The organism is Bdellovibrio sp. SBM16 (assembly GCF_056175625.1).
In genome coordinates, this window is record NZ_JBJKJG010000001.1 from 392,926 (window position 1) to 418,093 (window position 25,168).

At 45.5% G+C, this 25,168-nt stretch carries 16 protein-coding genes; 11 read left to right on the forward strand and 5 right to left on the reverse strand.

Annotation, left to right across the window (positions count from 1 at the left end):
- Positions 1–25 precede the first annotated feature (25 nt).
- From rdgB to AC04MM_RS01830, 3 genes are read right to left on the reverse strand one after another with little or no spacing between them, the layout of a single operon-like run.
- Positions 26–628: an RdgB/HAM1 family non-canonical purine NTP pyrophosphatase gene (gene rdgB, locus AC04MM_RS01820; RefSeq protein WP_475378602.1), complete on the reverse strand. Its 603-nt coding sequence runs from the start codon at positions 626–628 to the stop codon at positions 26–28.
- A gap of 9 nt (positions 629–637) precedes the next feature.
- Positions 638–1,399, reverse strand: coding sequence for a ribonuclease PH (rph, locus tag AC04MM_RS01825; RefSeq protein ID WP_475378603.1), 762 nt, complete (start codon positions 1,397–1,399; stop codon positions 638–640).
- Between the two features lie 52 nt (positions 1,400–1,451).
- Complete coding sequence (locus tag AC04MM_RS01830; RefSeq protein ID WP_475378604.1) at positions 1,452–2,159, reverse strand: N-acetylmuramoyl-L-alanine amidase family protein; 708 nt, start codon at positions 2,157–2,159, stop codon at positions 1,452–1,454.
- A 334-nt stretch (positions 2,160–2,493) separates the two neighbouring features.
- On the opposite strand from AC04MM_RS01830, the gene AC04MM_RS01835 reads away from it, so the two are divergent.
- The 4 genes from AC04MM_RS01835 to AC04MM_RS01850 all read left to right on the forward strand — a co-directional run bounded on the left by AC04MM_RS01835 (position 2,494) and on the right by AC04MM_RS01850 (position 5,683).
- Entirely contained in the window at positions 2,494–2,736 is a 243-nt protein-coding gene (locus AC04MM_RS01835; RefSeq protein ID WP_475378605.1) for a hypothetical protein, read from the forward strand.
- A 135-nt stretch (positions 2,737–2,871) separates the two neighbouring features.
- On the forward strand, positions 2,872–3,726 hold the full coding sequence (locus tag AC04MM_RS01840; protein ID WP_475378606.1) for a YihY/virulence factor BrkB family protein: 855 nt from the start codon (positions 2,872–2,874) through the stop codon (positions 3,724–3,726).
- 116 nt (positions 3,727–3,842) lie between these two features.
- Positions 3,843–5,069 carry a hypothetical protein gene (locus AC04MM_RS01845; RefSeq protein ID WP_475378607.1) on the forward strand — a complete coding sequence of 409 codons (1,227 nt, stop codon included), beginning with the start codon at positions 3,843–3,845 and terminating at the stop codon, positions 5,067–5,069.
- Positions 5,070–5,098: 29 nt separating this feature from the next.
- Complete coding sequence (locus AC04MM_RS01850) at positions 5,099–5,683, forward strand: PilZ domain-containing protein (protein WP_475378608.1); 585 nt, start codon at positions 5,099–5,101, stop codon at positions 5,681–5,683.
- An 8-nt stretch (positions 5,684–5,691) separates the two neighbouring features.
- On the opposite strand, the gene AC04MM_RS01855 is transcribed toward AC04MM_RS01850, so the two are convergent.
- A complete protein-coding gene (locus tag AC04MM_RS01855) occupies positions 5,692–6,771 on the reverse strand; it encodes a mechanosensitive ion channel family protein (protein WP_475378609.1) in 1,080 nt (359 codons plus the stop codon).
- A gap of 37 nt (positions 6,772–6,808) precedes the next feature.
- Positions 6,809–7,567: an undecaprenyl-diphosphatase UppP gene (gene uppP / locus AC04MM_RS01860; protein ID WP_475378610.1), complete on the reverse strand. Its 759-nt coding sequence runs from the start codon at positions 7,565–7,567 to the stop codon at positions 6,809–6,811.
- Between the two features lie 183 nt (positions 7,568–7,750).
- Between uppP and AC04MM_RS01865 the strand changes: the two genes are divergently transcribed.
- The 7 genes from AC04MM_RS01865 to AC04MM_RS01895 all read left to right on the forward strand — a co-directional run bounded on the left by AC04MM_RS01865 (position 7,751) and on the right by AC04MM_RS01895 (position 24,919).
- Complete coding sequence (locus tag AC04MM_RS01865; RefSeq protein ID WP_475378611.1) at positions 7,751–9,265, forward strand: S8 family serine peptidase; 1,515 nt, start codon at positions 7,751–7,753, stop codon at positions 9,263–9,265.
- A 71-nt stretch (positions 9,266–9,336) separates the two neighbouring features.
- Positions 9,337–10,947: a GMC oxidoreductase gene (locus tag AC04MM_RS01870; RefSeq protein WP_475378612.1), complete on the forward strand. Its 1,611-nt coding sequence runs from the start codon at positions 9,337–9,339 to the stop codon at positions 10,945–10,947.
- Positions 10,948–11,065: 118 nt separating this feature from the next.
- A complete protein-coding gene (locus AC04MM_RS01875; RefSeq protein WP_475378613.1) occupies positions 11,066–12,124 on the forward strand; it encodes an SGNH/GDSL hydrolase family protein in 1,059 nt (352 codons plus the stop codon).
- A 30-nt stretch (positions 12,125–12,154) separates the two neighbouring features.
- Positions 12,155–17,791 (forward strand): tail fiber domain-containing protein, encoded by a 5,637-nt coding sequence (locus tag AC04MM_RS01880; protein WP_475378614.1) that lies wholly within the window; start codon positions 12,155–12,157, stop codon positions 17,789–17,791.
- 161 nt (positions 17,792–17,952) lie between these two features.
- Complete coding sequence (locus tag AC04MM_RS01885; RefSeq protein ID WP_475378615.1) at positions 17,953–21,294, forward strand: beta strand repeat-containing protein; 3,342 nt, start codon at positions 17,953–17,955, stop codon at positions 21,292–21,294.
- A 177-nt stretch (positions 21,295–21,471) separates the two neighbouring features.
- A complete protein-coding gene (locus tag AC04MM_RS01890) occupies positions 21,472–21,723 on the forward strand; it encodes a hypothetical protein (RefSeq protein ID WP_475378616.1) in 252 nt (83 codons plus the stop codon).
- A complete protein-coding gene (locus AC04MM_RS01895) occupies positions 21,716–24,919 on the forward strand; it encodes a beta strand repeat-containing protein (protein ID WP_475378617.1) in 3,204 nt (1,067 codons plus the stop codon). The genes AC04MM_RS01890 and AC04MM_RS01895 overlap by 8 nt, the downstream gene beginning before the upstream one ends.
- Positions 24,920–25,168 lie beyond the last annotated feature (249 nt).

A 25,168-nucleotide genomic window follows, 5' to 3' on the forward strand; every position in this document is an offset into this window, starting at 1 on the left:
TCATCCCCCTATGACCGTTTGCAGTTTATTTCGGTAAAACCGAATTAAATTTCTCAAGGAACTGGTTTAGTGCCTGAGCCCTGTGAGAGTGCTGGATCTTATAACCGGGACCCAGTTCAGCCAGGGTTTTAGTTTCGTTTTCAGGAATAAAAACCGGATCATAACCAAAGCCCATTTGGCCCACAGCTTTCGGGCCGATCGTGCCCTTTAAAGTGCCCTCAAAAATCCACTCTTGGTTATCCGGAGTCAGCACCACAGTTACACACTTAAACTGTGCCGTACGTGGAGAGACGTTACGAATTTGCATCATCTTTAAAAGTTTAGCGACGTTTTCAGAATCGGCGGCTTTAGGTCCTGCGTATCTTGCGGAATGCACACCCGGAAGATTGTTTAAGCCCACAACTTCTAAGCCTGCATCTTCACCTAACACCCAGGCATCTGGTTTGACGGCTTTTAAAGTTTTGGCTTTGATACGTGCATTATCTAAAAAAGTTTGGCCGTCTTCGGGGCGGGCGGTAAAACCTTTGATTTCACCTTGGTGAAAAATTTGAATCTCAGGCAATGAGCGCAAAGCCATTTTGTATTCTTCTAATTTGCCTTTATTGCCGGTGGCGATCCAAAGTTCCATGTGTATCCTTTAAGTTAACGGGTAGTATTCGCCGACGATTTTTTGCTGGTACTGAAATAATTCTTTGCAGCCGTGTTCGGCAATCGTCATCATTTCAAAAAGTTGCTGGCGCGAGAAGGTGCCTTCTTCGGCTGTGCCTTGCACTTCGACGAATTCATTTTTGTTGGTCATCACAAAGTTCATATCAGTGCCGATTTCAGAATCTTCATCGTAATTTAAATCTAAAATAGGAATTAACGTGTTATTGTCTTCAAATAAACCGACTGAGATAGCTGCGACATAGCTCTTTAGCGGGTTGGCTTTAATCTCGCCAAGCGCCTGAAGTTTTTTTAAGGCTAAGGCTAAGGCGACAAAACCGCCGGTAACAGCTGCTGTGCGGGTTCCGCCATCGGCATTGATCACGTCACAGTCGATGATGATCTGTTTTTCGCCCAACAATTTTAAATCAACACACGAGCGAAGCGAACGGCCCACTAAGCGCGAAATTTCCTGAGTGCGTCCGCCGCTGGCGGTTTTTTCACGTTTCATGCGGGTGTGCGTTGATCGCGGCAGCATACCGTATTCGGCAGTTACCCAGCCAGAACCGGTTCCGACCAACCACTGTGGGGCTTTGGCTTCGTAAGTCGCCGTACACAGCACCCGCGTGTTGCCGAATTCAACTAACGCTGAACCTTCAGCATAATCAGAAACACCGGCGGTGATTTTGATATGGCGAAGCTGGTTGTGTAAACGTTTGTCGGCGCGAACGAAATTTTGCGATGGATTTGTCATGGCAATATATCACTAAATCCGAGAGTGAAAGTCACTCTGAAATTGGCCTGTTTTAGCGGGTCAGGTTTTGGGCTTTGTACTCGTAAATCGATTTGACGATGGTTTCAGCAATCTCTTGCTGACGCTCGTCGGTAAGAAGGAGTTTTGCCTCGCTTAAATTAGAAATATAGCCAATTTCGATAAGTGCCGAAGGCATGGTGGTTTTTTCGATCACAAAAAACGGGGCGCGCTTAATGACGGTCTTTTCGTCAATGCGCCAAGCTTTGATCTGGTTTTGCAGCAGCTGGTTGAACTTTAAACTTTGTCTGATCTGGCCAAAGCTTGTGAGATCGCCGATGATTTTTTTAACTGCGGTAGAGGCTTCAATATCAGGCAGCTTTTGCGCATAGACGCCTTTTTTAAAATAGAACTCCATGCCGGTCACGTAACTGGCCTGCGAGCTATTGGCGTGAAGGCTGATAAACAGATCCGCACCGTGCTGTTCGGCAACGCGCACCCGGTTTTCCAGAGATAAACTTTTATTTGTTTCACGGGTCAGGATCACTTCGATGTTGTTAGAAAAATCAATCTGCAGCAGAGACTGCATCCGCTGCGCAACTTTAAGTGTGATATCTGATTCTTTGAAAATGCCCCGCACAGCGCCGGCATCAACCCCGCCGTGTCCTGGGTCAATCACCACCACAAACGGCTCCGTAGCAGATTGGCCCATGGCCAAGCTGCCGGTAACGAGAATAAAAGCGGCGAGAAGTATCAGACGCATTTTTTAATTTAAGCATTATTTTGGCAGTAAGAGAAAAAAAAAGACGGCCAGGTAAGGGGGGGGTGCCTAGCCGCCATGGGGGGTACTTCCTAATAGAGCAAGAGTATGACCAAGTTTATAAGCAATATATGCGTTTTAAGCTGTCTATCGCCTAGACAGTGACGTGAATGGCTTGTCACCATTTGGTCGTGCTAAATCCCTGAAGTGAACGTCGTCTGTATGTGTCGTGATGGTTGACCAGCACAGCACTAACTTTAGAATTTTTATTGAGGTGATTATGAGAAAGGTGCGCCGAGCCCGACCAGAAGACGCTCGAGGTATACACGAAGCCCATATGCGTTCTATTCGCGAAGTATGTTCACAGGATCACACTGAAGAGGAAATTCGTGGTTGGGGTTTTCGACCTTACCGTGAGGATCAGCGAATTAATGCGATTGTTAACCAGCACGTATGGGTCGTCGAGAACTCGGGAAAAATAGAAGGTTACGGTCATCTGTCACTCATTAATGAAAACTTACGAACTCGAGATGGCGGGTCGAATGTGCGCTATATTCCAATGAAGTTGGTTTTGGTTTAATGCATACAGACGACGTTCGCTTCAGGGATTCAGGCCGGATGAGTAGTCTCGTGTGGCGAATTGGGAAGTTGTCGTTTGCGAAGCTAAAATAATTGCGTGCGGAGACTGGTCTCGTGTTTGCTGCCTTAATGAATCATGGAGCTACTGCAGAAACCAACATTTATCGAATTAAAAAATCGTTTAAGTGCGACTGTAGATAACGCCAGTAAGCACGATATTTTTGTCATGGCCAGTTCGCTGGCTTACACAACGGCTCTGGCGTTAGCTCCCTTTTTATTGATTACGTTATCGTTTGCAACTCTTCTGTCGCCGGGCTTACAGCAAAATATTTACGAAGGCCTGTCTTCGGCGGTCGGAGAAAAAATTGCCACCACAATTTTAGCGATGATCGAAAGTGCAGATAAAAACCCGAAACTTACGGGCGTTTCGGGATTGATCGGGGTCGTGGTGCTGGCCATTTCGGCCTCAGCGATTTTTACGAATTTAAAAATCGCTCTTGATAAAATCAACGAGCATGCGTTGAAGCAGCAAGAAGGTGGCGTGTGGAATTTTATCAAGGATAAATTGTTTTCAGTAGGGCTGGTGTTTGGCTTTGCTTTTTTATCCGTGGCCTCAATGCTATTTACCATGGTGATTGCCATTATCTACCCGGATGGTCTGGGGTTTTTATGGGGCCTGGTTTCGTTTGCGGTGAATTTTGCGGTATTTACTTTGGTGTTTGCCATGATCTACCGCTTTGTGCCGACCGATAGAGCCACATTTAAAAGTTGTTGGATCTCAGGCGCCATCAGTACGCTTTTTTATCTGGTCGGAAAACAGTTGATCGGGTTGTACCTAGGCAAGGCAGGACTTGAGTCCTCGTACGGGGCGGCAGGATCGTTAATTGTGTTATTGGTTTGGGTTTATTACACGGCGCTTACTCTGCTTTTTAGCTATGAATTTACCCGCGATGTGGTTTTTAAAAGAGATCTTACTGTTGAAGAAACATAATGTTTGTTTTCTTGTCTGGACTTAAGTGAATAATTCAGATCTGAATGTATTCATTATGTACTCAATTTTACTCAGGAAAGTTACGATAAAGACGTACACACAAAATTGGAGTATTTATGTTATCTTTCTCGAGATTAGTATTCGTTCTTTCATTGGTTTTATTTTTTCAAACTCAAAATATTTACGCAGCGGATGTAACCGAAACTCAGATTCAGGCCGAAGAAGCTATCGGTGATGCTGCTGAAGCGAAAATAAATGCCGCTGAAGCGAAAAAACGCGCCGAAGAAGAGAAGAAAAAACAAGAGCAGGCTTTGAATGAAGCTAAAAAAGCCTTAGAAAAAGCCCGTTCAGCAGAAGCAGAATCTAAAAAAGCATCTGCCCAGTATGAAAAAGAATTGGCACAGATGAAACAGGATATCGCCGAGGCTGAAAGAAACCAGGCTCAGTCAGTAAAACAACAGGCTGATTTTGAAGCCAAGACAAAATCTTTTAACGAAAAAATCGAAACACTGAAAAAACAAACCGCTGATGCCCGCGAGAAAACCAAACAGGCTCAGGCCGCAGCCAAAGAGGCCGAATCTCAGTGGAAAAACACGGAAAAAGAAACGGCTAAAGCGCAGGAAGAGTTAGCAAAAGCCATCAAAGAATCAGCTGAACAGCAAAATGAACAGCGCACATTGCAGCAGAATTTAGTTAAAGCCCAGGCGCAAACACAAAAAGCGCAGGCTGAATTAAAAATGAACGAAGCTAAACTTGCGCAGGAAAAAGCAAAAACTGAAGCTGAGAAAAAGAAAAACGAATCAGAATTGGCCAAACATAAAACTCTGATTGAGACTTCGACGGCTAATGTCAACAAGCTGAAAGAAGAAGTTAAAAAGTCTGAAACAGAAACGAAAGAGACCCAGACTAAATTGAATGAAGAAAAAGAGAAATTTACGGCCATCCGTAAAGAAGAAGAAAAATTAAGAGAGCAGGCTTTAAAATCACGTGCTGAACTTGAAAAAACCAAAGCAACTTTTTTAAAGGATACCGCCCAGTACAATAATGAAACCGCGCAGTTAAAAAAATCGCAGGCTGCACTAGAGACAGAAATTAAAAAGAACCAGGACGATATCGAGCAGATGAAAAAAGACTCTGCTAAATACAAAGAAGAGCGTGAAGCATTGGCGGCAGCGGTAGAAAAATTCAAAGCTCAGGCCGAAGAAGCTAAAGTTAAGGCTGAAACAGAAAAAGCCAATGCTGAAGCTGAAAAAATTAAATTAGAAGCAGAACAAATCAAAGCCAATACTGTGGGTTTTGATCCGTCGAAAGCACCGGTACCTGCAAAGAAAAAGAAAAAATAATTAGTTTACTTCATCTAAGGGAGTGCACCATGTGGGCTTTACATAATTCGTTAAAAGGTTGGACGTTGTATTCATTAACTGACCGCGAGGTTCAGCTTGTTATCAACACGTTATCTTCAAATGAAGTAAAGTTAGTTAAAGTCAGTAAAAAAGGTGGCAAAGAATGGCATAAAGTTTCACGTGAACAGTTTCCGGAACTTTATGCGCCCGTAGGTAAATTTGAAGAAGGGTATCCGGCATTAGGTGCCGACGCCACTGGCGAGATAACCACGACGGATACGGATTACTTCGTCGTTAAAGCCAAAAAAGTTATGCATCCGCGTTTACACGAACGTATCGAAAAAGCGTTTAAAGTAACGGTTCTGGGGCAGACCAACAATTTCGAAACCACCACCATTGATTTATCAGAGGGTGGAATTCATTTTTCCGATATTATCCCGGCCTGGGTATCAGGCTATTTTATTGTTCGCATTGAAGACCGTGGCCAGTTCTACCAGGTGATGTGCTCGCTGGTTGAAGACCAAAAAGAGAAAAAACGCGTACAGGTCATGTCCGAAGAATCAGATCCCCAATTTATTAAATACCGCGACTGGCTCGATAGCTTGCGCGGTTAATCCGACGATTATTGAACCGGTTTGGCCGGCTCCATGATCATGGTTCTGGTCGGGAACGCGAAGTCTAATTTGGCATTTTGTGCCAGGCTGACGAGTTCGACCAGATATTTATGCAGGTATTCGGCTTCGCTTTCTTCCGGTTTTATCTGGAAGTGGAAGTTGATCAGGATATTTTGCGAACTTTCGGCCAACTCTAAGAATTGCACGACAATACGCTCAGGAATTACACGTTCATCCTGTTTTAAATGATAATGTACATGCTGTTTAAAGTCTTCAATCTGCGCCGGTGTAGCATCGTAAGTAAAGCCGAACACCTGGCGGAAGCGGCAGATGCCCTGGCGCTCCATGTAGTTGTCGATTTTTTCTTTGGCTACGACTGAGTTCGGAAAAGTGACCAGCGTGTTATAGAACGTACGTACACGGGTAGATCTAAACCCCACTTCTTCGACAATACCTTCGACATCTTGTACTTTAATGCGATCGCCGACACGAAACGGGGCATCTAATAAGATGGTAATGGTTCCAAAAAAGTTTGCGACTGTATCTTGCGCGGCAAAAGCTAAAGCCACACCGCCTAAACCAAGGCCGGCCAGGATCGCGGTAACATTCACACCGAAGTTTTGTAAAATCACAAGGCAGCCGACGATAATAACCGTAATTTTAATCATTTTTGTCGCCAGTGGGGCGAGCTGGTCGCCCAGCTGTGATTGTTTTCTACGGGCCACATGATCGATCAATAAGCCTGACGCATCGGCGGCAAGATAGGCGATACGGATAAAGTGTAAACCCAAGGTTACTTTAAGAAGTAACATTAAATATTTTTCGAAATTCGGCGGTAATTCCAGATTTTCAACGATCGCCATACCGATGAGGGCAGCCAAGATCCAGCTGATGCCGCGTTCGATATTCTGCTGGATAAAGTAAGAAAAGAACGTGCGCTCTTCAGTGATCGGAACGCGTTTTTTTAATTTAACCAATAAGATCCGTAAAAATTTATTGATGAATAAAACCAGTAAAGTTGCAGCAATTAAAGCTAACCATTTCCAGTTTGCCATCAGCAATACCTGGCTGTTTAGAAGTTCTTGCATTTCAGTCGAAATAAAACTCGCAGAGTTGTGAAAAATATTATTGTCCATACATTAATACCAAAAGTCCTAGCACTATACGATAAAAACCAAACCACTTAAACCCATGGCGCGAAACAAAAGCGATAAATCCTTTGATGGCAATCCATGCAAAAATAAAAGATAAGATGATTCCGACGATCAAGTGCGGTGCATTTGTGCTGTCTATGATATGGCGGATTTTCCAAGCTTTGTATAAAGTTGCCGCGGTTAAGGTCGGAACTGCCAGGAAAAATGAAAATTCTGCCGCTGATGTTTTTTCGTAGCGCAGTGTTTGTGCCCCCAGAATGGTTGCGCCTGAGCGCGAAACTCCCGGAATTAATGCAATACACTGGATAAGTCCGATCTTGATCGAATCTTTTAGCGAAATATGGTGTTTACCTTCGGTCGGTTTGATGTAGACATCAGCCAAGATAAAGACAATACCGCCGATCACCAGCGACCATGCCACGATTAATGTGCTGTCTAACCACTGATCGATCACGTCTTTTAATAAAAAGCCGGCGATTAAAACGGGAAAAGCCCCGCAGGCGATTTTTTTATAGAATTCGAAATCGACTTTTAAAAAGCGTTTCCAGTACATCACCACCACGGCCATGATGGCGCCGAATTGGATGATGATCTGAAACGCTTTTAGGAAATCATCAGATTTTAAACCTAAGAAATGCGAAGTTAAAATAAGGTGGCCGGTAGAACTTACGGGTAAGAACTCGGTAAGGCCTTCGACAAGGGCTAGTATGACGACGTGTAGATATGACATATATATAGAGTGTGTTGCGCGTTAAGGGTTTACCTCAACCTTGGTCTAGCCGCGTTAGTTTTATTTTTTTTTAAATATTTCTTGTTTTAAAGGTCTAGAGCGATACGATCTTTCAAAGAAAAAATGGTTCCAAGTTGGAACCCTGAGTTTAGTGCTCAAAAATATTTCACCAAGGAGAGGGAAATGAAAACAGCATTAGTGTTGTTAGCTTCATTAGGACTTACGATTTCAGCAAACGCTGGCGAATACCTAGTTAAGTACAAAAATGAAAAAGGCTTGAACAATATCGTGTTCATGCAAACTGAATCAAACGGGTTAAAAGTTCTTGAGAGAACTTCTAAACGCGGTCAGCTTTTAAGAGTTGATATCAACGAATTCCAAAAAGTTCGTGTATTGGCTGAAATCTTAAGAGACAAAAACGTTGAGTACGTAGTACCTAACTTCAAAATCAAAGCTTTCTCTGCTCCTGCAGATATCACTGGTTTAAAAGAACAATATGCTTTAGCGAAAGTTAACGCTCCTCAAGCTTGGGAAAAAGCCGGCAACAAAGGTAAAAAATCTGTAGTTGTAGCTGTTATCGATACAGGTATTGACTATAACCACTCGGCATTGAGCCCGAACATGGTTAAAGGTTTCGATTTCCGTGATAACGATGCTGATCCAATGGATTTAACTGGCGCGCAAAACCCAGGTCACGGTACTCACTGCGGTGGTATTATCGGTGCTACTGGTTTAATCGATGGCGGTATCCAAGGTATTTCTCCTGAAGTATCAATGATGCCGATCCGTTTCTTAGGTGCTGACGGTTCTGGTGACTTAAATAACGGTATCAAATCTATCGACTACGCTATCGAAAAAGGCGCACACATCATCTCTGCATCTTGGGGTGCTGCGGTTCCGAAATCTCAGGCACAACCACTTATCGAAGCGGTTCAGCGTGCTGATGATGCTGGTGTTATCTTCGTAGCAGCTGCTGCAAATGATGGTAAAAACAACGATAACGTTGATATGTACCCAACAAATTCAAACACGGCGAACATGATCGCGGTTGCAGCATCTAACTCAAGCGACACTAAACCTTACTGGTCAAACTACGGTAAAGCGATGGTATCTATCGCAGCTCCGGGTGATGCGATTATGTCGACACTACCAGGTAACAAGTACGGAAACCTTTCTGGTACTTCAATGGCTACTCCGCTAGTTGCTGGTTTAGTTGCTTTCTTAAAAGCCCAAGACCCATCATTAACTGGTGCTGAGATCCGTTCATTAATGCAATCTACTGGTGCAAAAGTACAAATCGAAACAGCATGTAACTGCCGTATCGATGCTTTAGCTTCTGTTGATGCATTATTAGGTAAAAAAGCTTGGATGGTTCCTGCAGCGACTACTTTAGCTGTAGATGCGACTCAACAATTCAAAGTGAAAAACGCTCAAGGTGCAGTTAAATTCGAAGTTTCAGATGCTAACATCGCGACGATCACTGAAGCAGGTTTATTAACGGCAAAAGCTCAAGGTACAGTAACTGTTAAAGGTACTGATGCTGCCGGTAACGTAGTATCTTCATTAGATATCAACGTAGGTAAAGTTCAGTCTTCTCCAGGCGAACCGGGCCAACCAGGCGAGTGTCCACTTGGCGATCCAATGATGTGCCAAATCTTCTGCGGTATCATGCCTGAATTACCTTGGTGTACTCAGTAGTTTTCTAACATTAGGTAAATACAAAAAGCCGGTTGCAAAACCGGCTTTTTGCGTTTTAGGCTAATGGTATCTTGAGTACTAAAAATCTTAACTTTCATTGCGATTATATCGTTGTCGGCTCGGGCTTTGGCGGCAGTGTGGCCGCACTTCGTTTAGCTGAAAAAGGCTATTCTGTTCTTGTCATCGAGCAAGGACGTCGTTTTAACAGTCAGAATTTACCAAAAACTACCTGGGATTTTAAAAATTGGCTCTGGGAGCCGTTATTAGGCTGGCGTGGATTTTTTGCGCTTAGATTTTTTCGGCATGCTGTGGTTTTGCATGGCAATGCGGTCGGCGGTGGTTCAATCACTTACGCCAACACACTATTGGTGCCACCCGAAAAAGTTTGGCAGCAGGGTGAATGGGCCGGTCTTTATGACTGGCAAAAGGCCATGCCAGACCATTTTGCGACGGCAAAAAAAATGTTGGGCGTAACCACTAACAAAATTTTTGGTCCGGCTGATTATAAGCTTAAAGAAATGTCCAAACTGATCGGAGCAGAAAAAAGTTTTTATCCAACTGAAGTCGGCGTTTTTTTTGGCCACGAGAATGAGGCGCCCGGCAAAGAATATGCTGATCCGTATTTTGCAGGCCGTGGTCCGAGCCGCAAATCTTGCATCGCCTGTGGTGGATGTATGGTGGGGTGCCGTCATGGGGCCAAAAACACGCTGGATTTAAATTATCTTTATTTGGCAGAAAAACTTGGTGCCGAAATTTTACCAGAGACTAAAGTCGTCGATATCAAACCGTTAAGTTCTGAGGGTGCTGATGGTTATGGGGTTGTGACCAACACCGGTAAAGTTTTTAAAACCCGAGCCGTAGTTATCGCGGGATCGTCGTTAGGCACACAAGAGTTGTTATTTAAACTTAAAGACTGTGGATCATTGCCGCAGCTATCTGCGCAGTTAGGCAAAACAGTGCGTACCAATGCCGAGTCATTGATAGGCGTGCGCTTTCCGCACACCACAGAAGATCTTTCGCAGGGAATTGCGATCGGCTCAGGTATCTATATCGATGAACACACGCATATTGAAGCTGTGAGGTATCCGGCCGGTTCAAATGCCATGGCGTTACTGACAACAGTGCTCACCCACGGACGGGCGGATTGGACCAGAATCCTGACCTGGCTTTTTACTTTGTTGCGTGAGCTGATAAAAAATCCAATTAAAATTTTACGTGCGCTTTCTCCAAAAGATTGGGCCAAAGAGTGCGTGATTTTTCTGTGTATGCAAACAGTCGATAGCACGTTGACCATGAAATGGAAACGTCCGTGGTACTGGCCATTTCGTAAAAAATTAGTCTCTTTTGGTAAAGCCATCCCGACCTTTATTCCTGCAGCCAACAGTTTTGCCGCGAAGTCGGCGCAAGCGCTTGGCGGTGTGGCGGCAACTTCGATTACCGAAATATTTCTGAATGTGCCGATGACGGCGCATTGCTTAGGTGGGGTGCCGATGGGAACAGGCGCGCAAAATGGTGTGGTTGATTTCAAGGGCCAGGTTTTTAATTACCAGAATTTAATTGTCTGCGATGGTTCGATCATCTCGTCAAACCTGGGAGTCAATCCTAGTCTTACGATAACGGCCTTGGCCGAACATGTAATGGGTTTTATTCCAGTAAAAAAACACGCATCTTTATGCGAGTAAGTGCATACAGGTCCCGATCCTGAAAAAATCCTAAAATTTTCCTAGTGTATTCGCTCTAATTTTACTAATCTGAAAATGTTTACGTGAGAAAACGAAAACACATCAGGGGAAAATTAGAATGAAGAATTACATCGCAAGGATCACTATCCTGGCTTTTGTCATCTTACAGTTTGGCTGTGCTGAACCATCCGATTATCATGTCGCCCAAGACACTCCGCTTTATGAAGATCTTTCTGAATTGATCGACGAAAATTATATTTCAGTCGAGCAGATCGAGCAGATGCAGGAATCTGATGATGCCACCATGGATATCGAAGATCAGTTAGAGCTGATGAGTAAGAAAGATAAAATTCTGATCGTCGGTGATAGCTGGGCCAGTTTTCCGTGTGTGTACAACAGCATGGGTAAGATGATCCGGGATGTAAATGCTGATCTTAAAGAAGATAACCGTTGTTTACGTACGACCAAACTTGGCGTGGCCGGTTTTGAGTGGATCGGGTCAAAGCAGGACCAACGCGTGATTAAATATTTAAAAGAAACGCCGCGCTTAAAATATCTGTATTTATCAATGGGCGGAAACGATCTGATGGCGGTGTGGAATAAAAATTTCACCAAAGAGCAGGAGTTAGCTGTTTATCAATCAACTGCCGTGACCGTGCAGAAAATCATGGATCGTTACCTGGCTGTGCGTCCGGATTTAAAAATTATTTTAACCGGTTACGATTTTCCGAACTTTACCAAAAATCACAAAATCGGTTTATACCGTAAGATTTACGAGCGCATGGGTGAGCCAACGCCTGAGCGGTTAAACCCGGTGCTGGTGGGGCTTTGTCAGTATTTATCGCGGTTGGCAAACGGAGAAAATATTTTTTACATTCAGCATCTAGGGCTTTCACATTACTACGACGGTAATGAAGATAAAGGTCTATCGCCGCTTAAAACTTTGCCGCCGGATAAAATTTCGCCGATGCATGATCCGACAATTATCGGCGGAAATATCAATTTACCAAGCAGTAAAAAAAGTATGATCAACTGGTTATTCATAATTCGCGATGCTTTTCACCTAAACACAAGAATGTATAGAAAGACCATGCATCACACGTATTACAATTTGCTTCAGCATGTGATTCGTCAAAATATGTCTCAGGATGAGAATTCTTCGCTGAAAAATCTTTAGAAAATCACTATTTACGCCGATAGGTTTGACGTGAATCATCCACGTTGGCGGAAGACTGAAAATCTGTTTTTTGTTTTTGTGTTTATGTTGTTAAACACTTTATCGGCTTTTGCCGGTCCGTCACGCACTACCTATCAGGCAAAGATCGTAAAACCGGATGGCTATCCTCTTGAAGCCACCAGTACACAGTTTAAATTTACCATTCTTGATCCGTCCGCAACCTGTATTTTATATTCTGAAACCTATTCGAATGTAAATATGGCCAATACCGGCGGGTTGATTTCTTTCTCGCTGGGAGCGGGGGTTAAAACCTACCCGTTGGTTGCTACAACGTTTGAACAGATTTTTTCTAATATCACGCCGAACATGGCCTGTGATACCGGCGGTGGTCCTCCGGCGGTGTACACACCGCTTGCAACGGATTCACGAAAAATCGTGATGCAATTTAACGACGGCAATGGCTGGCAAACCTTGCCAGCCATGTCGATCAATGCCGTGCCGTACGCAATGTATGCCAATGATTCACAAAAACTAAACGGCATGGAATCTTCTGACTTCGTGCAGATTTCAAATGTTACAACTTGCGGGGTAAGTGAAGCGTTAACTTTTAACGGCGCAAGTTTTTCTTGTATCGCGGCTGGCAGTGGCTCAGGCTCAGTCACCTCGGGTTCGGTGATTACTGCCTTAGGTTACACACCGGCCGACGGAGTAAGTGTGACCGCTTTATCTTCGTCGTTAACAACGACGAATGCAACCGTAAGCTCGGTATCGTCATCTGTGTTTGCGGTTTCTGCGACCGTGTCGTCGTTAGCCGCATCAGTCTCAGGAATTTCAACAACGGTGTCGGGCTTATCAGCTTCGCTGGCGGCACTGGTTTCGTCGCAGTGGTCAGCTAATGGTGATGAAATTTATTATAATTCTGGTTTTGTCGGTATTGGTACAAGTACACCGATGTCTCTTCTTGAAATTGTCAGCAGTACGGCTTCGGTGCATATCAATTTATCTGGATCAGACACCCAAGGCGCATCGGTTCGTTATTTTTCTAAACGTGGCACGGCTTCAGAAACTCTGGGCAGTGCAAATCCGACCGGTAATAATAAAGGCTGGTCGGTCGGAAGTATCGGTGATCAGAACGCAGCGCCTACGCGGCGTAATAATTTTGAAGCTTCTTTTTGGAACGGCACTGCGTGGAGTACGCCATTTGTCGTGACCGCTTCTGGTAGTGTGGGTATAGGTACATTTACGCCGGTAACCCGTTTAGATGTATCGGGTGGCGTGCGTATCGGTGCTGAAGCGGCATCATGTTCTGCGGCGTTGGCGGGGACACTTCGTTACAACGCTGGTGCGGTTGAGTACTGTAACGGGTCTTCGTGGGCCGCGTTTGGAGTATCAGGTGCGGGTTTAACATTGCTGAATGGTTCCGCGAGTAACACGCAAACATTTGCTAATGGCACTGCCGGTAATGCACCGGCATTTAACACAGTTGGCGGTGTGCATACGTTAAACATTCCGCTCGCCTCAGCCACTGGCTCAGTTACCGCGGGCTTAATATCAAATGCCGATTATGTGAGTTTTTCAAATAAACTTAATGCCACCAGTGCCGCAGTTAATACGGCCTTAGGGTTTGTTCCGGCCAACGCAGTCAGCGTAACAACGTTGTCATCAACGCTAGAAAATTTTTCGACGATGACGGCAACAAGTTTTACTACTTTTGCAAATAACATGGTGGCAAGTTTTGCTGCAATCACTAGCTCACAATGGGTAACGTCAGGAACAAGTATTCATTACAACAGCGGCAATGTCGGTATCGGGACCGACACTCCAAATATGGGAGGAAGTAATGGTAATGCCGGGGTTTTAACAATTTCAGGCAATGGCACCGATGGGTCTTCTGACGGACGATTAGAGTTTGTAAATCCTAAAGCTACGGTCGCCGCCAATGAATCTGCTGGACGTTTATTATGGCACATGCCAAACAACGGTGTCAGCGCAACCAGTAAGAATATAGCGGCAATGACAGTGTTGACTGAAGGCAGTGGCGGTACAGATGGTTTTGGCGGCAAAATAATTTTTTATGCACGCGCCAACAACAGCATTGCCAGCGTGAATAGTTTTCCGCGTATGACGATCACTTCTTCTGGCAGTGTCGGTATCGGCACGACCTCACCATTATCTATTTTAGATTTAAACAATAGTTATCACACGGGCACACCAAGCAGTTTAGAAGAATTAAATAACAAAATTGCGCTTTGGAGTAATGCTGGAGTGCCAACTTACGGTTTGGGAATATCCACTTTAGGTTTAAACATCACCGCTGGGCAATCGAACTCATCTATTCGTTTTCACACCAACGGGGCCTTTGAAAGGATGCGTATTAGTTCTTCAGGCAACGTCGGTATCGGCAACACAAATCCAAATCATAAATTAGTTGTCGGTGATGATATCGGTGTCCTCTCTGCGAACAACGCGGCGGTGATCGGCGCTTCAGGTACGGGAAGCACGCAGTTATTTTTAGGAAATGACGGTAATAATTTTGGTAATATCCGTTGGGATGGTACTAACAAACAGCTTATCATCAGAACCAAAGGTAACGGAACTTTAAATACAAACCAAATGGTGCTGGATCAATTCGGTAACATCGGTATCGGTCTAGATACTCCGAGTGCTCGTTTGCATTTGGCTGCAGGTTCAGTTGCATCGGCGCCATTAAAGCTTACTTCAGGCACATTACTATCATCACCGGCATCCGGTGCAATCGAGTATGATGGTTTTAATTATTACATCACAAATGGTGCTAACGTGCGCCGTGCGATTGCGACCGTGGCATCACCGGGCACTCTGGATAATACCGATCTGATTTCTAATGCCGGCAATATCATGCTTTACCCGAATAACGGCACGGGTAGTGTGATCGTCTCTGCCACTACCGCTTCAACGAACTCATCGACCGGAGCACTTGTGGTGCGCGGTGGATTAGGTGTGGCAGGTAACATCAATGCCTCGGGCACGATCATCACCTCGTCAAATATCCAAGGTGTATCAATCACGGCTACGAACTCGATGATTACGCCGTATCTCTACGGTAGTACGGCAAACGGCGGAAATTTAGTTTTAGATTCTACGACTCATGCGACTAAAGGTTTTATAAATATCGCACCAAACGGCGGAACCTATGTCGGTATCGGCAAAACGGCACCGGCGTTTACCGTTGATGTGAGCGGGACCGTGAATGTTTCAAGCAATATTCCGGATGTCAGCTTAGTTTCAGCATCAGCGATGGCGATTAACTTGCGTGTACATAACGGCGATTCTGATTTCGGCGGCATCGGTATGATTCAGACGTCGCCTAATAACGGCGATACCACGATTTTCTACGGTGATGATGTGGGTGATGATTTGCGTTTTGTTCATTCGCGTTCGGCGTCGCCGAATTACCAATTGTACGAGTATATGCGTTTAACTTCTGACGGTAAGTTTGGTTTAGGTACAAGTACGCCGTCATATAAAATGGATATTTACGAAGCGGCTAGCCCGACCCTGCGAATTCGCAGTGCGAGTAATGATACGGCCAGCGGTCCGATCATTAAACTTACCGAAGATCTGGCCGAGAACGGCGGATTTATCCGTTATCATTCAATGAATAATTCAATGGATATGGGGGTATTGGAATCCGGTGCGGAAAATACCGTGCTTTCGATTAACCGCACCACTGGCAATCTTGGTATTGGTGGGGCATCAATTGCAGGTGCAAAAGTAGCTATCCAAGGCGCGGGTGCTGTCGGTCTGCAGATAAAGACAACCGGTGCAGGTGCTATTGATACGATGAATTTAATCAATGACATGGATGCAACCGGCCAGTTCTGGTTTGCTAAAGGCACGGTGGCATCGGCAGCACCAACGACAGCCAACCGATTATTCAATATCACCAACGAAGGAAATTTTGAATTCTACGGCCAGGCGGTAACCAATGCCAACGATAAATCAGGTATTATTTCTATTAAAACCCAGTCCTCGGCAGACGGTGGTCAGCGTAACGAAGGTTCGTTAGAGTTTTATACCCGCCGTACAAATTTAGATGACCGTACCGGTTATGTCGGTTTTGAAACTAATGACGATAATTTATCTGTGATGCCGGCCTATGGCGCGCTGGTGTTAGGTGCTTCATCAACTGAAAGAGCGCGTGTGACCTCTGCGGGCTTAAGTATTAAAACAACTTCAGCGATTGCAAGCTTACACGTAAATGGCGGAGCCTTGATCGGCTCAGGAAACACCACGTTTACCAATGATGCCAATCACGTGGTTGGTAATTCTAACAGTATTGTCGGTGGTGGCAGTATCGGTTCTTCCTTACTGATTCTTGGCTCGAGTAACGTGTTTCATACTTCGTTAGCAGGATTTAGCTGGAACTCGGTTTTGGCCGGCCGATCGAATGTGGTTTCGGGTACTTCAGGTAACGTTGCGGTATTTGGTCACAGTAATACGTTAACCAACGCAGCCAGTGCTATGACTTTTGGTTTTGGCAATACGGCAACAGCGGTCAATGCTTTTACATTCGGTACTGGTGTTTCGAATACGGTTGCGAACTCTTTACAGTTCGGTATGAGTAATTCAGCGAAGATGACGATTTTACAGTCTAACGGTAATGTCGGCGTGAATACGACTGCGCCAACACAAGTGTTAGATGTGGTGCGCACAACCGGTGACGGCAGCATCCGAATTAAAACTGATGCGGGTGATTCAGATGCTGGTGTAGTTTTACAAAACGATGCGCGCACCTGGAAAATCAGCACTAAAGCCGGCTATGCCGATGCGTTTGTCCTTACGGATGTCAGTGCGGGACTTGACGCCCTTGTGGTTAAAGCCGCAACTGGCAATGTCGGTATCGGTACGGTTACTCCGGCTTACAAACTAGAAGTTTCTGGTGGAGCACGTTTAGCCTCTTCTAACGGCTCTGATATCTGGACAGAGCGTCCGGATTCAGATGTAGATATTCGCCAGTCGACAGCTTCTACAAAGCGCGCGTTTTCGATTCATGCCGGCGCCGGTGGCTCTGATATCATGGCCATATATTACAACAATGCAGGTACGCATGATCCGGCGTTCTTTGTGAAGAACAACGGCAGAGTAGGTGTGTTTACCGGCTCACCAACAGAAAGATTACACGTCGTCGGTAACTTACGTGTGCAGGGCTCGACCGATTGTACATTAGGTAACGGTGCCGGTGGAACGAACTGTTCTTCGGATATCCGCTTAAAAGAAAATATTAAGCCAATCCCGTATGCGCTTGATAAAGTGTTATCGCTTCGTGGTGTTGAGTTTGACTGGAATAATAAATCTGCAAGCCCTAAGCGCCACGATATCGGTGTAATTGCGCAAGACGTAGAAAAAGTATTTCCGACAGCGGTGGTAACAGATAATGCCACAGGCTTTAAAAAAGTGGATTATGCCGTGCTGGTAGCTCCGCTTATTCAGGCATTTAAAGAATTCAATGCACGTCTGCAGAAGTTGTTCGATCGCAGTGAAGCTAACACGCGTGAAATTGCTTCGATCCAGGAAGAAAACGCAGAGTTGAAAAAACGTGTTGAACAAGCTGAACAAAAAAATCAAGAGTTAGAAAAACGGTTAGAGCGTTTAGAAAAAGCGTTAACTGATTCAAATGCAAAATAATAGCATAACTCATGCTGTTAAAAACAAATCAAAAGTTAATATTTCTAATATTGCTCGTCTCAAAATGAGACAAAAAAACTGAAGTCACTGCAAACCGGGTATCATCATAATTTCTTAATATTTGCCTCAACTTTAGTCTGAAACTGTCGATGAGTTGTACGATGTTTAAAAAACAGTACGTGAAATCACAGACATTCTTACTGATTTTTGCTTTCTTAAGCTTAAATTTTTCAGTGTACGCGGCAGATATGGGTGTGCCGGTGCAGTTGCGTTTACGTGCGCCGGATATGAGTTATCCAACCACAGTATTATCAACGGTAACGTTAAGAATTCTTTCTAAAACCGGCTGTGTGTTACGTGTAGAAGAATTTACCAACCAAAATGTTAATGATGGTTTTTTAACGTTAGCTCTGGGGGCAGGAATTTTAGTGGCTGCGGATGATCCGGGTTTAACTTTAAATGCGGTTTATAATAACTCGGTTGCAAAAACCGGCTTAAAATGTGTCGATGCCGACAATGTGATTATAGCCAGCGGTCAGACATACACTCCTGATGCCGGTGATTGGCGTGTTTTACGGGTCACGACATCGGTTGGCGCTGATACGATTAATGTTAACTTTAATATGAAATCAGCACCGTATGCCATTCAGGCCGAATCGGTCGGTGGCAAATCCGGTGTGGATATCTTAACAAGAAATACCGGCACCCAATTAAATCAAGCCAACTTAGAAGCGCTGCTGGCTGATGGCACACGCTACACGAATTTATTAAATATTGCGACAACGGGGCAGGCGATCTCGGCGACCAATGCGACTAACGCCACCAACGCCGTCAATGCCACCAACGCCACCAACGCCGTTAATTTTTCGGGTTCATTATCAGGTGATGTGACAGGCACACAATCTGCCACCGTGGTTAGCCGCTTACGTGGCGTAAATATATCAGCCACTGCTCCTACCGTGGGGCAGGTTTTAACTTTCGACGGCAGCCAATATGTTCCGACAACGCCTGTAGCTGCTGCGGTAACAAGTGTTAACGGAAAAACCGGGGCTGTAGTATTAAATGCTTCAGACATCAGTGGTGTTGTAACCAGTGCAACGGCGATTACAGGTGATGTGACCGGTAATGTTTCGGCAACTGTTGTATCTACGGTGGGCGGAAAAACCGCGGCGGCGGTTGCAACAGCTGTTAATGATGTGAATTCAGCCACAGCGACAAGTGTGGCCAACATGTTAGTGCGCCGTGATGGCTCGGGAAACATTTCGGCCAGCACGATGTCAGCGACAAATAATTCGACTCAGAATATTTATCTTTATGAAGCGACAAACACCAATTATGTGCGCATTAAATCAGCCAATGCATTTGCCAACTACACTTTAACTTTACCGGTTGATGACGGCGCTGCCGGGCAGATGCTGCAAACCGATGGCAGTGGGGTGTTAAGCTGGGTAGCCCCAGGTGGTGTAACCAGTGCCAGTATTATTTCGGCGTTAGGGTATACGCCGGCCGATACAAACGATACCAGAATTACCGGTGCGCTATCGCAAACAAGTTTTAATGCTTACGTTGCATCTGCTAATTGCACAACAACACAAAGCCTGTACTGGAACAGCGTCAGTTCAACTTTTGCTTGCCAAGATATTGCAGTAACTGAAATTCAAGATGTGGGTGTAAGTTTTGCGGCGATCGCGAACAATCATATTTTACAATATAACGGCAGTAATATCGTTAATCGCAGCATTCCGACCTGTGCCGGCGGTGAGTATTTAACTTTTAACGGTACAGTGTGGTCGTGTGCAACCGATCAACTCGGCGGTGCTGCAACCAGTGCAACGATTATTGCGGCTTTAGGCTATACGCCTGCAGATACAAACGATGCGCGTATTACCGGAGCCTTATCGCAGTCAGGTTTTAACGCCTATGTCGCGACAGCAGCCTGCACAGCTGGCCAGTCAATGTACTGGAACAGTGTAAGCTCAACTTTTGCTTGCCAAAATATTTCAGTGAGCGGTGATATTTCTGGAACCGCTTCAAACGTAACAGTGACAAAAGTGCAAGGGGTTGGAGTCAGTTTTACGGCGGCTCTGGCTAATAATCACTTATTACAATATGACGGAGTCAACATTGTTAATCGGGCGATACCGACCTGTGCGGGCGGAGAGTATTTAACTTTTAACGGTACAGCGTGGTCATGTGTTACTGATACGGGTGCCGGTTCTGCGGTAACTGCAGTTAATGTCACAGCACCGATTTCATCAACCGGTGGTTTGACGCCAACTTTATCTATGGCGCAAGCCAACGCTTCAACGAACGGCTACTTAGCAAGTGCAGATTGGACCACGTTTAATAATAAAATGGCCGCCACCAGTGCTGCAGTGATTGCGGCTCTGGGGTATACACCGGCCAGCGAGGCCGTGTCTGGCAGTTACGCCCAAAAAGCCAATAACTTATCAGATTTAACTTCGGCTACCGTGGCGCGCAGTAATCTTGGTTTAGGTGCAGCCGCGATTTTAAATGTGGGAACTACCGCAGGGACAGTGGCCGCTGGTGATGACGCACGTATCGCCAATGCTTTATCAACATCAACTAATTTTGCCGGAGATGTTTCTGGTGTTTATAATTCGCTGGTGTTGGCTGACTCGGGTGTAAATGCCGGTACGTACACTAAAGTTACAGTCGATGCCAAAGGCCGCGTCACCAGCGGAAGTTCTTTGACAAGCTCTGATGTGACGACGGCGCTGGGGTTTACTCCGGTGACAAATGTGTTAACCAACGGACGTATATTAATCGGCAATGGCTCTAATGTAGCTTCAGCAGTTGTGATTTCTGGTGATGCAACCTTAGCTAATACCGGAGTATTAACGTTAAAAAATACCGGTACCGCAAGTGCTTACGGGGCCGCAGATAAATCATTAACGGTGACAACCGATGCGCAGGGGCGCGTAACTGCGGTTAATCAGAATCTGATTTCAATTGTTTCTACGCAGGTGACTAACTTTGCTACAACAGTTTTAGGTACAGTGCTCACGGGATTTTCTGCGGCAACGGCTACGGCGGTTACCGCTGCTGATTCGGTGCTTGTGGCCATTGGTAAATTACAAGGGCAGCTCAACACCATTTTAAATCCGGCCACGACGATGGTAAGCACATCAGGAAATCTGACCACCACATCAACAACCGATGTGCTGATGACCGGCATGACGTTAACGCCGCCGGCAGGCACATATCAGGTGTATTTTACGACTTCTGTAAGTCATGGCTCTAATGGCGCCATGATCAATATGTCTCTTTATGCCGGTGGTGTTGTGTTAGCCAACTCGCAGACTCAGACCACGCCACGCGTGGCGGTGGGACTTAATGCGGCGGCCTTAACGCTCAATCAGTCGGTCATCGGTGAAGTGACGGTTGACGGTTCGCAGGCGATTGAAATTCGTTGGAATACTTCAACCGGTACTGCTACATCAGTCGGTAACCGCATGATGATCATTCATCGCATCAGATAAGTTTCTGTTAAGAAATCTCCACGTGTTAAGAGGCAGTAAATTCCTAGACAGTACTCAGGTCGTATGTCTCAATTTGAAAAAACATGACCATTGTATGAGTTTTGAATTGCTGTCACAAAAATTGATATAAATTGCCGTCTGGGTTCGATAGAATTTATTGAGATCGCAGGGGAGAAAATGTTAAAAATTTTACTCATTATTCCATTTTTATTTTTGGTAGCCTGTTCAGGTCCAGGGGCTGATTCCGGTTTTGCTCCGGGCACGGCCATTACCCCGGTAGAGCTTCCGACCCTTACTCCAGATAGTCATGTTAAATATGGTGAAGTCGTAACTACGCAAAACGGTTGGCAAGTGGCCAACGACAACACCGATCCCGTCGAACAAAAAACCTTACCTAACGGTTGGACAGTAGAAGTAAAATATGAATAAGCTGAAGTTGTTAATTACGATGGTTTTTGCCGCAGCCTTTGCACATGCTGCGGATATGGGTGTGCCGGTGCAACTTAAGTTGAGAGATCCATCAGGTGTTTATCCTGATGATAGCAACGCCTCGATTGTTTTACAGGTCTTATCACCAAACGGGTGCGTGTTGCGTGAAGAAAGTTTTACCAGCCAAAACGTGGTGAGTGGAGCGATTACGTTAACTTTAGGTTCGGGAACACCTGCTGGTTATGACCCAGGCCTTACGACTTTACTTTCTGTCTATGATAACTCAGCGGCAAAAAACAATTTAACATGTGTTGATAGTAACAATGCGATAATCAGTTCTGCCCAGACGTACAATCCAGCCGCAGGTGATCAACGTATTTTACGTATGCGGGCTACGATTAACGCTGTACTTGTGGTCGCTGATTTTAATCAGCGTGCAGCCCCTTACGCTATTCATGCCGAATCAGTCGGTGGTAAAGTCGCATCTGATATTTTAGTGCAAAACGCAGCGACGTCGTTAAATCAAACTAACTTAGAAACTTTACTGGCAAATGCCACGCGATTTAATAGATTACATAATTTAGCGGTGAACGGCATTGCCGACAGTGCAACAACAGCGACAACAGCAGGATCTGCCAGTAATTTTTCTGGAAGCCTTAGCGGTGATGTCACCGGCACACAGTCGGCAACAACTGTGGCCGGAATCCGTGGTGTGACCGTGGCCGCAACAGCTCCGACTTCAGGCCAGGTCTTAGGTTATAACGGGTCACAGTATGTACCGATGACTTTCGTGGCCAGTAGTCCTGTGGTCAGCGTGAACGGTCAACAAGGTGCGGTGGTGTTAGATGCCTCACACATCTCTGGGGCAATGACAAGTGCCACGGCGTTTTCCGGTGATGTCACCGGCAATGCGGCAGCAACAGTTGTATCTAATGTCGGCGGTAAGTCGGCCGCGGCTGTGGCCGGTGCGGTCACGACGGTTACCTCGGCTTCGGCGTTAGCGACACCAAGTACATTAGTTATGCGTGATGGCAGCGGCAATGTTGTCGCTTCAAATTTTGCAGCCACCGGTGCTTCGATACGAAATTTATTTTTATACGGAAGTTCTCCGTCTGATATCTTAACAATCAGTGCACCAAATACGTTTACCAGTTTTTCTTTAGTGTTTCCCAACAGCAACGGTAACCCCGGTGAAGTTTTACAAACCGATGGTAATGGTAATTTATCTTGGTCTGCAGGGGCTGGCGTGACCAGCGGGCAGATCGTATCTGCCCTTGGTTACACACCGGCTGATGATGCTGCAGTTGTTAAACGCAGCAATAATTTAAGTGATGTGGTGTCAGCAGGGGCTGCACGCACAAATTTAGGTTTAGGCAGTTTAGCAATAGCCAACTCGGTTGATTTAAGCACGGCTCAGGCAACCGGAACTTTGGCCAATGCACGATTACCCTCGTTTACCGGTGATGTGAATTCGCCGGCAGGCAGTAATTCTTTAACAGTAACTAAAGTGCAAGGTGTAGGTGTTAGCTTTGCTTCGCTTGCCAATAATCATTTATTACAATTTGACGGAACAAATGTTGTAAACCGCGCAGTACCTACTTGCAGTGCTGGCGAATATTTAACTTTTAACGGTTCTGCTTGGTCGTGTGCGACCGATGTGGGTGCTGGGGCAGTCACTGCAGTCAATGTTACGGCGCCGATTTCTTCAACGGGTGGTACAACCCCAACTCTATCAATGGCGCAAGCTAACGGTTCTACGAACGGTTATTTATCATCTGCTGATTGGACAACGTTTAATAATAAACTGTCGGCTTCGAATAACTTATCTGATCTTGCTTCGGCAACTGTGGCCCGCACTAATTTAGGGTTAGGCGCAGCAGCTTTGCTAGAGGTAGGCACGGTGGCCGGAACAGTTGCTGCCGGTGATGATTCTCGTATCACCGGTGCCCTGCAATCATCGGCGTTCAATACCTATGTCGCTTCAGCAAACTGCACAACGGCGCAGACCATGTACTGGAACAGTGTCAGCTCTACATTTGCCTGCCAAAATATTGCAGTCAGTGGAGATATCTCAGGTGTGGCTTCAAGTGTCACCGTAACTCGAGTACAAAACACGGGTGTAAGTTTTGCGGCGATCGCCAACGGCCACATCTTACAATATAACGGAACTAATATTATTAACCGTGCAGTCCCGACATGTTCTGCCGGCCAGTATTTATCGTTTAACGGCTCAGCGTGGTCATGTGCAACCGATGTGGGGTCTGGCGGTATCGTTTCAGCGGTTGCGGTAACGGCACCGTTACAGACAACAGGTGGCTCTAACCCAACATTATCAATGCCGGTGGCCACATCGTCAGTTAGCGGTTATTTATCTTCGGCTGACTGGACAACGTTTAACAGCAAAATCACGTCATCGGCCGCTGCCATTGCGCAGGTGTTAGGTTTTTCTCCGGCCAACAGTGCCACCACTGTGGTTCGATCAAATAACTTATCTGATTTAGCCAATGTGGCGACTGCGCGCACGAATTTAGGTTTAGGTACCTTTGCTACTGCAAGTACGATTGATTTAGGTTCGGCCTCGGCCACCGGCACATTAGCTACGGCCCGACTTCCTGCAATGACCGGTGATGTGACTTCGACAGCGGGCAGTAATGCCATGACAGTTGAAAAAATCAGAGGCGTAAATGTGGATGCGACAGCGCCTACCACGGGCCAGTTACTGGTTTACAACGGAGCTTCGTGGATTCCGACGAATGATCCGGTATCAACGGTTCGAAAAACCGCAGATCAGGCAACCACAAATACCACTCCAGTGGCTACGACAGGTATGTCCTTTGCGGTGACTAACGGAGTGACTTATAAATTTTCGTTCACGATAATTTTTAGAAGTTCAAATACGCAGTACGGGCCTGAATTTGGTCTAACAGCTCCGACGGGCACATTATCTGCCGTAGCGATTATTCCGATTGCTGCCGATGGTACGGCGGCAGTATTTCACGGATCGATTACTTCATCCGGTGATAGTGTGACGGGTACTTCGGTGCAGGCGACTAACACTTACTATCTGGCGCGGATTGAGGGAATATTTGTCGCCACCGCAAATGGCACGCTACAGTTAACGCATGGATCTGAGAATGCAGCGGGAACAATTACCGTGCGCACCGGTTCGACAGGTGAGATTCGCGTAATCCCATAGTCTTTAAAAAATCTTTTCCCCTCATTTCACTTTTTCATAAGACAAAGTGTCTTAATAATACAGTGGTGACAAAAATCACTACTGTTACATAACTGTTCCCCCGGTGATGCAACGTAATTATTTCAGTATCCTTTTGACCTCAAAAATCTTGGCAAAGCGATTGCTTTAGTGTTCTTCGTCGCTGACGTTTCTTGGCCAAGAGCCAGAACGTCACACAAATTAACAATAACAATCGCGAAAGCCGCGATT